This is a genomic window from Streptomyces sp. NPDC046759, from assembly GCF_040645475.1.
Lineage (GTDB): Bacteria > Actinomycetota > Actinomycetes > Streptomycetales > Streptomycetaceae > Streptomyces.
On record NZ_JBEYYJ010000068.1, the window covers coordinates 1 to 7,994 of the forward strand.

Here is a 7,994-nt window from a genome sequence, read left to right on the forward strand (position 1 = left end):
TCGCCGCTCCGCAGCGCCTGGGCTGCCAGATGCAGCGCCACCAGCGAGGACGAGCACGCCGTGTCGACCGTGACCGCCGGGCCCTCCAGCCCGAAGGTGTACGAGACCCGGCCGGAGGCGACGCTGCCCGCGCTGCCGTTGACGAGGTAGCCCTCCAGCCCTGCCGGCGAGGTGTGCACGCGCCCGCCGTAGTCGTGGTACATCACGCCGGCGAAGACACCGGTCCTGCTCCCCCGCACCGCCGCCGGATCGATCCCGGCCCGCTCGAACGCCTCCCACGACGTCTCCAGCAGCAACCGCTGCTGCGGGTCCATCGCCAGCGCCTCACGCGGCGAGATACCGAAGAACTCGGCGTCGAAGTCCGCCGCGTCGTGGAGGAAGCCGCCCTCCCGGGTGTAACTGGTGCCCCACTGGTCGGGGTTCGGGTCGTAGAGCCTCTCGACGTCCCAGCCTCGGTCCTCGGGGAAGCCCGACACGGCGTCGCGACCGGAGAGCACCAGCTGCCACAGGTCCTCCGGCGAACGCACCCCGCCCGGATACCGGCACGCCATGCCCACGATCGCGATGGGCTCGTCCGCCGTTCCGTCGGCCGTGGAGAGGGTCGCTCGCACGGCTGTCTCCGCCTCGCCGGAGCCTGCGGCTTCGGCGGTGAGGAAGCGGGCGAGGGTGAGCGGGGTCGGGTAGTCGAAGACCAGGGTGGCGGGCAGGCGCATGGCGACGGCCGAGTTGAGCCGGTTGCGCAGTTCGACGGCGGTCAGCGAGTCGAACCCGATGTCCTTGAACGAGTCGTCCGCGCCGACCGACCGTGCATCGGCGTGCCCGAGCACGGCGGCGACCTCGGTACGCACCAGGTCCAGCACCACCTGCTCGCGCTCGGCCTCCGGCAGCCCGGCCAGCCGCTGACCCAGCGATCCCTTCGGCGCGCTCTGCGCCGTACGCCGCACCGGCGCGACCCGCACCAGTCCGCGCAGGACCGGCGGCACGGGCTGCCCCTGCCCCTCGCGGAACTGGTCCTGCCCCTCGCGGAACTGGTCCTGTCCGTCGCGGAACTGAGCCTGTCCGTCGCGGAACTGGCCCTGTCCGTCGCGGAAGGCGGACGTGTCGAGCCGGATCGGGGCGACCGCCGCCCGACCGGTGGCCAGGGCGGCGTCGAACATCCGCAGGCCGTCCGCCGACGGGATAGCGGCGAGACCCATGCGCTTGATGCGGGTGAGGTCGGTGTGGTCGAGGCTGCCGGTCATGGCGCTCGCGCTGTCCTGCGCCCACAGGCCCCAGGCCAGCGACGTGGCCGGCAGGCCCGCGGCACGGCGGTGCTCGGCGAGGGCGTCGAGGAACGTGTTGGCGGCGGCGTAGTTCCCCTGTCCCGGAGTGCCGAGAGTGCCCGCCACGGAGGAGAAGAGCACGAACGCTGACAGGTCGCCGGACAGCTCACCCGCCAGGTCGTGCAGGTTCAGCGCCGCGTCCACCTTCGGCCGGAACACGGCGTCCAGCCGCTCGGGGGTCAGGGAGCTGATGACTCCGTCGTCCAGGATGCCGGCGGTGTGGACGATCGCGGACAGGCTCTGCCCGGGCCCGGCCAGGAGTGCACGGACCGCGTCGCGGTCGGCCACATCGCACGCGGCCCAGGTGACGTCGGCGCCCTGCGCGGTCAGCTCTGCGGCGAGCTCGGACGCGCCGGGGGCATCTCCACCGCGGCGACTGACGAGCAGCAGACTGCGGACGCCGTGCTCGGCGACCAGGTGCCGGGCGAACAGCCCGCCCAGTCCGCCGGACGCGCCGGTCAGCAGGACGGTGCCGGAGCCGAGATCGGAAAGCTCAGGCTCCACGTCGGGCGCCGCGACGCGGTCCAGCCTCGGCACCCGGACCTCGCCGTCCGCGTACACCGCGGCCTGCGGCTCGCCCGACGCGATCAGGCCGGGCAGCACCCGCGCAAGACCCGCGTCGTCGACACCGCTGCCCGCGTCGGCACTGGCATAGGCATAGGCCCGGGAATGGGAATGGGCATGGGCATGGGCATGGGCATCGCTTGAGGTCTCGATCAGCACGATGCGGTCGGGGTTCTCGCTCTGCGCCGAGCGCACCAGTCCGCGGACCGCTGACTGGGCGAGGTCTCCCGTACGCATCACCAGCACCAGGCGCTCCGGGCGTTCCTCGGCCAGCCACCACTGCACCAGCTCCAGCACGGCGTGGGTGACCTCACGGACCCGGGTGGCCAGGTCCCCGCCGGACCCGGTCGGGCAGGGCACGACCACAGCATCGGCGACGGCTCCGGCAGCGGTGCCGGCGTCGGCTTCCGTGCCCGCTTCCGTGTCCGCGGACGAGTGAGCGACCCGAAGTGCGGCGAGATCCTCGTACGTCTCGATCCTCATGCCGACCGGCGCGGACGGCAGGCTGACCGGCGTCCACTCCAGGCCGAAGACCGAGTCGTCGGTGCCGGAACCGGCGCGCAACTGATCGGCGGGCACCGGGCGCAGCGTCAGCGAGTCGACCTGCGCGACCGGCTCACCGGTGCCGTCGGCCAGCGTCAGCGACACCGCGGAGGTGCCGGTGCCGGTTCGCGAGACCTTCACCCGCAGGCCGGAGGCTCCTGCGGCCGCCAGGCGCACACCGCTCCAGGCGAACGGCAGCAGCCCGTTCCCCGTCCCTGCCTCCGGCTCGACCGCGCCCAGCCAGACGGTGTGCAGGGCGGCGTCGAACAGCGCGGGATGCAGGCCGTACGCGTCCGCGTGCGTCCGCTCCCCGCCGGGCAGCTCCACCTCGGCGAAGAAGTCGTCCCCGCTCCGCCATGCGGCGCGCAGCCCCCGGAAGACGGGGCCGTAGTCGAGCGCCATGCCGGCGAGGCGGTCGTAGAACCCGTCGACGTCGACCGGCTCCGCGCCCACGGGCGGCCACGCGGCGAGCGAGCCGTCGACGGGCCTTCCAGCGGCGACGGTCAGCGAGCCGGACGCGTGCCGGGCCCATGTCCGCCCGGAGTCGTCCTCGTGGGCGTACGCGTCCCCGTCGTCGATCCGCGAGTGCACGGTCAGCGGTCTGCGGCCCGCGCCGTCGTCGGCGCCTACGCGCACCTGCAGGGCGACGCCGCCGCGCTCGGGCACAAGCAGCGGTGTCTCCAGCGTCAGCTCTTCCAGCAGGTCGCAGCCCACGGCGTCGGCAGCGGTGATCGCCAGTTCCACGAACGCCGTTCCCGGCAGGAGCGCCACCCCGCTGACGGCGTGGTCCACCAGCCACGGGTGCGTGTGCGTCGAGAGCCGCCCGGTGAGCAGGTGTCCGTCGCCGGCGGCCAGCGGCACGGCGGCGCCGAGGAGCGGATGACCTGCTTCGCCCTGCCCCACCGCGCGCAGGTCACCGGCGGAGGCGGGGGCGTCGAGCCAGTAGCGCTCGCGCTGGAAGGCGTAGGTGGGAAGGTCGACGCGCCGGGCACCCGGGAAGAAGGCGTGCCAGTCCACATCCACGCCGTTGACGTGCAGTTGGGCGTACGCGGTGGTGATCGCCCGGGGTTCGGGGCGGTCGGCCCGGAGCGCGGGGATCGTGACGACGTCGTCCACACAGCCCTGCGCCATGCCGCAGAGGACGCCGCCGGGGCCGATCTCCACGAATGTGGTCACGCCGAGGTCGTGGAGAGTCCGGACGCCGTCGGCGAAACGCACCGCCTCGCGGACATGGCGGACCCAGTACTCGGGTGTGTACGACTCCGCCAGCCGACCGGTCACGTTCGAAACGACAGGAATCCGCGGCTCGTTGAAGACCAGCCCCCGGGTGACCTCAGCGAACTCCTCCAGCATCGGATCCATCAACGGCGAATGGAACGCATGACTGACCCTCAACCGGGACGTCTTACGCCCCTGCTCCGCGAAGGCCTCACCGATGGCCACCACCATGTCTTCGGCACCGGAGACCACCACCGACTGCGGGCCGTTCACCGCCGCGATACCGGCACCGTCACTCAGATACGGCAGCACCTCGTCCTCGGTGGCCTGCACCGCCACCATCGCCCCGCCCGCCGGCAGCGCCTGCATCAACGCCGCACGCGCCGACACCAACCTCGCCGCGTCCTCGAGCGACAACACACCCGCCACATGAGCGGCCGCGATCTCACCCACCGAATGACCGGCCACATAATCCGGCCGCACACCCCACGACTCCAGCAACCGGAACAACGCCACCTCGACCGCGAACAACGCCGGCTGGGTGCAACCCGTCTGGTTCAACCCCTCCGAGTCGACATCGACCGGCGCGTCCAACAGCGCACACACCTCGTCGTACGCCGCAGCGAACACAGGGAACGCCTCGTACAACTCACGCCCCATACCAAGACGTTGCGAACCCTGCCCCGAGAACAAGAACCCGACCTTGCCAGCCGAATGAGCGCGCCCGGCGACGACGTTCGCCGCCGGTTCGCCTGCCGCGAGGGCCTCCAGCCCCGCACGCAGTTCGGCCGGATGGGTGCCGATCACCGCGGCCCGGTGCTCCAGCGCCGACCGCGTCGTGGCCGACGAGAATCCGGCGTCAGCGGGCGACACGTCGTCGGTCGCGAAGGCGAGCAGACGCTCCGCCTGGGCCCGCAGCGCCGCTTCACTCTTCGCTGAGAGCACCCACGGCACGGGCACCGGGCGGTGTTCCCGGGCCGGCTCGGCCACGGCCGCGGCGGGCGCCTCCTCGATGATGGTGTGCGCGTTGGTGCCGCCGATACCGAAGGACGACACCGCGGCCCGGCGGGTCTTGGCGGTCCCGGGCCACTCCACCGCCTCGGTCAGCAGCCGTACGGCGCCCGCCGACCAGTCGACGTGCGCGGTCGGCTCGTCCACATGGAGCGTCCGCGGCAGCACGCCGTGCTGCATCGCCAGCACCATCTTCATCACACCGGCCACGCCCGCCGCAGCCTGCGTGTGGCCGATGTTGGACTTGACCGAGCCCAGCCACACCGGCCGTTCGTCGGAGTGTTCCCGGCCGTACGTGGCGAGCAGCGCCTGCGCCTCGATCGGGTCACCCAGCCTCGTCCCCGTACCGTGCGCCTCCACGGCGTCCACATCGGCGGGCGTCAGCCCGGCGGACGCCAGCGCCTGCCGGATCACCCGCTGCTGCGAAGGGCCGTTGGGCGCGGTCAGACCGTTGGACGCGCCGTCCTGGTTCACCGCGCTGCCCCGCACGACGGCCAGCACCCGGTGCCCGTTGCGCTCGGCGTCCGACAGCCGCTCCACCAGCAGCAGGCCGACGCCCTCGCCCCAGCCGGTGCCGTCAGCACCCGCCGCGAACGCCTTGCACCGGCCGTCGGGCGACAGCCCGCGCTGCCGGCTGAACTCCACGAACAGGTCCGGCGTGGTCATCACGGTGACGCCCCCGACCAGGGCCATCGAGCACTCGCCGCTCCGCAGCGACTGCGCGGCGAGGTGGAGGGCGACGAGCGAGGAGGAGCACGCCGTGTCGACGGTGACCGCCGGGCCCTCGAGCCCGAACGTGTAGGAGATGCGTCCGGAGACGACCGATGCGGCCTTGCCGGTGAGCGCGTATCCCTCGATCTCCTCGGGCGCGTTGCGCAGTGCGCCGGCGTAGTCCTGGCCGTTGGTGCCGATGAAGACACCGGTGCGGCCGGCGCGGACGGAGCCGGGCGCGATGCCGGCGCGCTCGAAGGCCTCCCACGCGGTCTCCAGCAGCAGCCGCTGCTGAGGGTCCATCGCCAGCGCCTCGCGCGGCGAGATCCCGAAGAGACCGGCGTCGAAGCGGTCGGCGCCCTGGATGAAGCCTCCCTCGCGCGAGTACGTCTTTCCGGGCCGGTCGGGGTCGGGGTCGTAGAGCGCGTCGATGTCCCAGCCGCGGTCGGTGGGGAAGCCGGACATCGCGTCCCGGCCGGAGCTCAGCAGCTCCCACAGGTCCTCGGGCGACTGGACGCCACCGGGGAAACGGCAGCTCATGCTGACGATCGCGATCGGCTCGTCCGCGGCGGCGGCCGTCGCCCGCACGGCGTCCGCCTCCAGCGCGGGCCGGCCGAGGAGTTCCTCGCCCAGGTGACGGGCGAGGGCGGTGGGGGTCGGGTGGTCGAAGACCAGGGTGGTGGGCAGCCTGAGGCCGGTGGCCGTGCTGAGCCTGTGGCGCAGTTCGACGGCGGTGAGCGAGTCGAAGCCGGTCTCGCGGAACGTCCGGTCGGCTTCGAAGGCGCCCTTGCCCGTGTGGCCGAGCACCGTGGCGGCCTGCTCGCGCACCAGGTCCAGCAGGATGCGGCGCTGCTCCTCCGGTGTGGCGCCGAGGAGGCTCTGGACCAGCGCGGACGCGGGCACGTCGGCGCTGCGCGCGGCCCGGGCGTGAGCTTCCAGGGCCTTTCGGGCCTCTGGCACGCCGTACAGCAACTGGCAGGGGCGGGTGCCGGCGAAGGCCGGGACGAAGCGGTCCCAGTCCACGTCCGCGACGGTCACGGAGGTCTCGCCGCGGGTCAGCGCATCGTGCAGCACGGAGATCGCGGGAAGGGCGGCGATCGCCCGTACGCCGCGCCGCCGCAGGTGGTCACCGGCGGCGCCGTCGGCCATGCCTCCGTCCGCCCAGGATCCCCACGCGACGGCCAGCGCGGGCAGGCCCTGCGCCCGGCGCTGCTCGGCGAGGGCGTCGAGGAAGGCGTTCGCCGCACCGTACGCGCCCTGCCCGCCGTTGCCCCAGACGCCCGTCATCGAGGAGAAGAGCACGAAGGCGTCGAGGTCGTGGCGGTCCCGGGTGAGGTCGTGCAGGTGGAGCGCCGCGTCCACCTTGGGACGCAGTACGTGCTCGAGGCGCTCGGGCGTGAGCGAATCGACCAGGCCGTCGTCGAGTACGCCTGCCGTGTGCACCACGGCGTTCACGGCGTGCCGGGCGAACAGGTCGGCGAGCTCGTCGCGGTCGGCGGCATCGCACGCTGCGACGGTGACCTGAGCGCCCAGGGCCTCGAGCTCCGCCTTGAGGTCTGAGGCGCCCGGGGCGTCGGGACCCCGACGGCTGGTGAGCACCAGGTGCTCGGCACCGGCGCCGGCGAGCCAGCGGGCCACGTGCCCGCCCAGCGCACCCGTACCACCGGTGATCAGGACGGTGCCACGCGGCGACCAGGGTGCGTCCGCCGGTGCCGCGCTCTGCGGCGCGCGCACGAGGCGGCGGCCGGACACGCCGGAAGCGCGTACGGCGAGCTGATCCTCGTCGACCTGGGCCAGCAGGCCGGCCAGTCGCTCCAGCGCGCGGGAGTCGGGCTCGGCGGGCAGGTCGACGAGCCCGCCCCAGCGCTGCGGCTGTTCCAGGGCGACGACCCTGCCCAGGCCCCAGAGCTGGGCGGAGACGGGGTCGGCCAACTGGTCCGCCGGGCCGGTCGACACCGCGCCGCTGGTCAGGCACCACAGCGGCGCCTCGATCCCGGCGTCGCCGAGGGCCTGGACGAGGAGGACGAGCCGCTGGAGGGCCTTTGTCCCCGCTTCTCCTCGTGCTGCGGCGAACAGGATGCCGTCGGCATGCCCCCGCCCGGTGTCGGCGAAGGCCCGGGCGAGCGCGTCGCGGTCGGCGTCCTCGCCCACGGCGAACGGTACGAGCTCGACGCCGAGTTCCGTGAGCCCGGCGCGGATCGCCTCGGTCCACGCGGTCTCCTCGGAGACCACGTAGAGCCAGGTCCCCGACGGAACGGCACCGGCCATGTCGCCGAGCGGCTGCCAGGTGATCCGGTAGCGCCAGCCATCGGCGGTGGACCGCTCGCGCCGCTGCCGGCGCCAGGCGGACAACTTGGGTGCGACCACGTCGAGTTCGGCGGGATCCACTCCCAGGAGCGCACCGAGGGACGCCCGGTCCTCACTCTCGACGGAGTCCCAGAACTCGGCGTCCGTCGCCTCAGGGGCGCCGCCGGTCGCCGCCTGGGGAACGTCGAGCCAGTAGCGCTCGCGTTGGAAGGCGTAGGTGGGAAGGTCGACGCGCCGGGCGCCCGGGAAGAGGGCCTGCCAGTCCGGGGAGATGCCGTACGTGTGCAGCTGCCCGATCGCGGCAGTGACCGCGTACGG

The 7,994-nt window shown here is 73.3% G+C and carries 1 protein-coding gene; it reads right to left on the minus strand.

Features of this window, described 5'->3' with window-relative positions; all coding sequences use genetic code 11:
• On the minus strand, window positions 1–7,994 hold a 7,994-nt coding region (locus ABZ919_RS41295; protein ID WP_361259419.1), incomplete at both ends, for an SDR family NAD(P)-dependent oxidoreductase.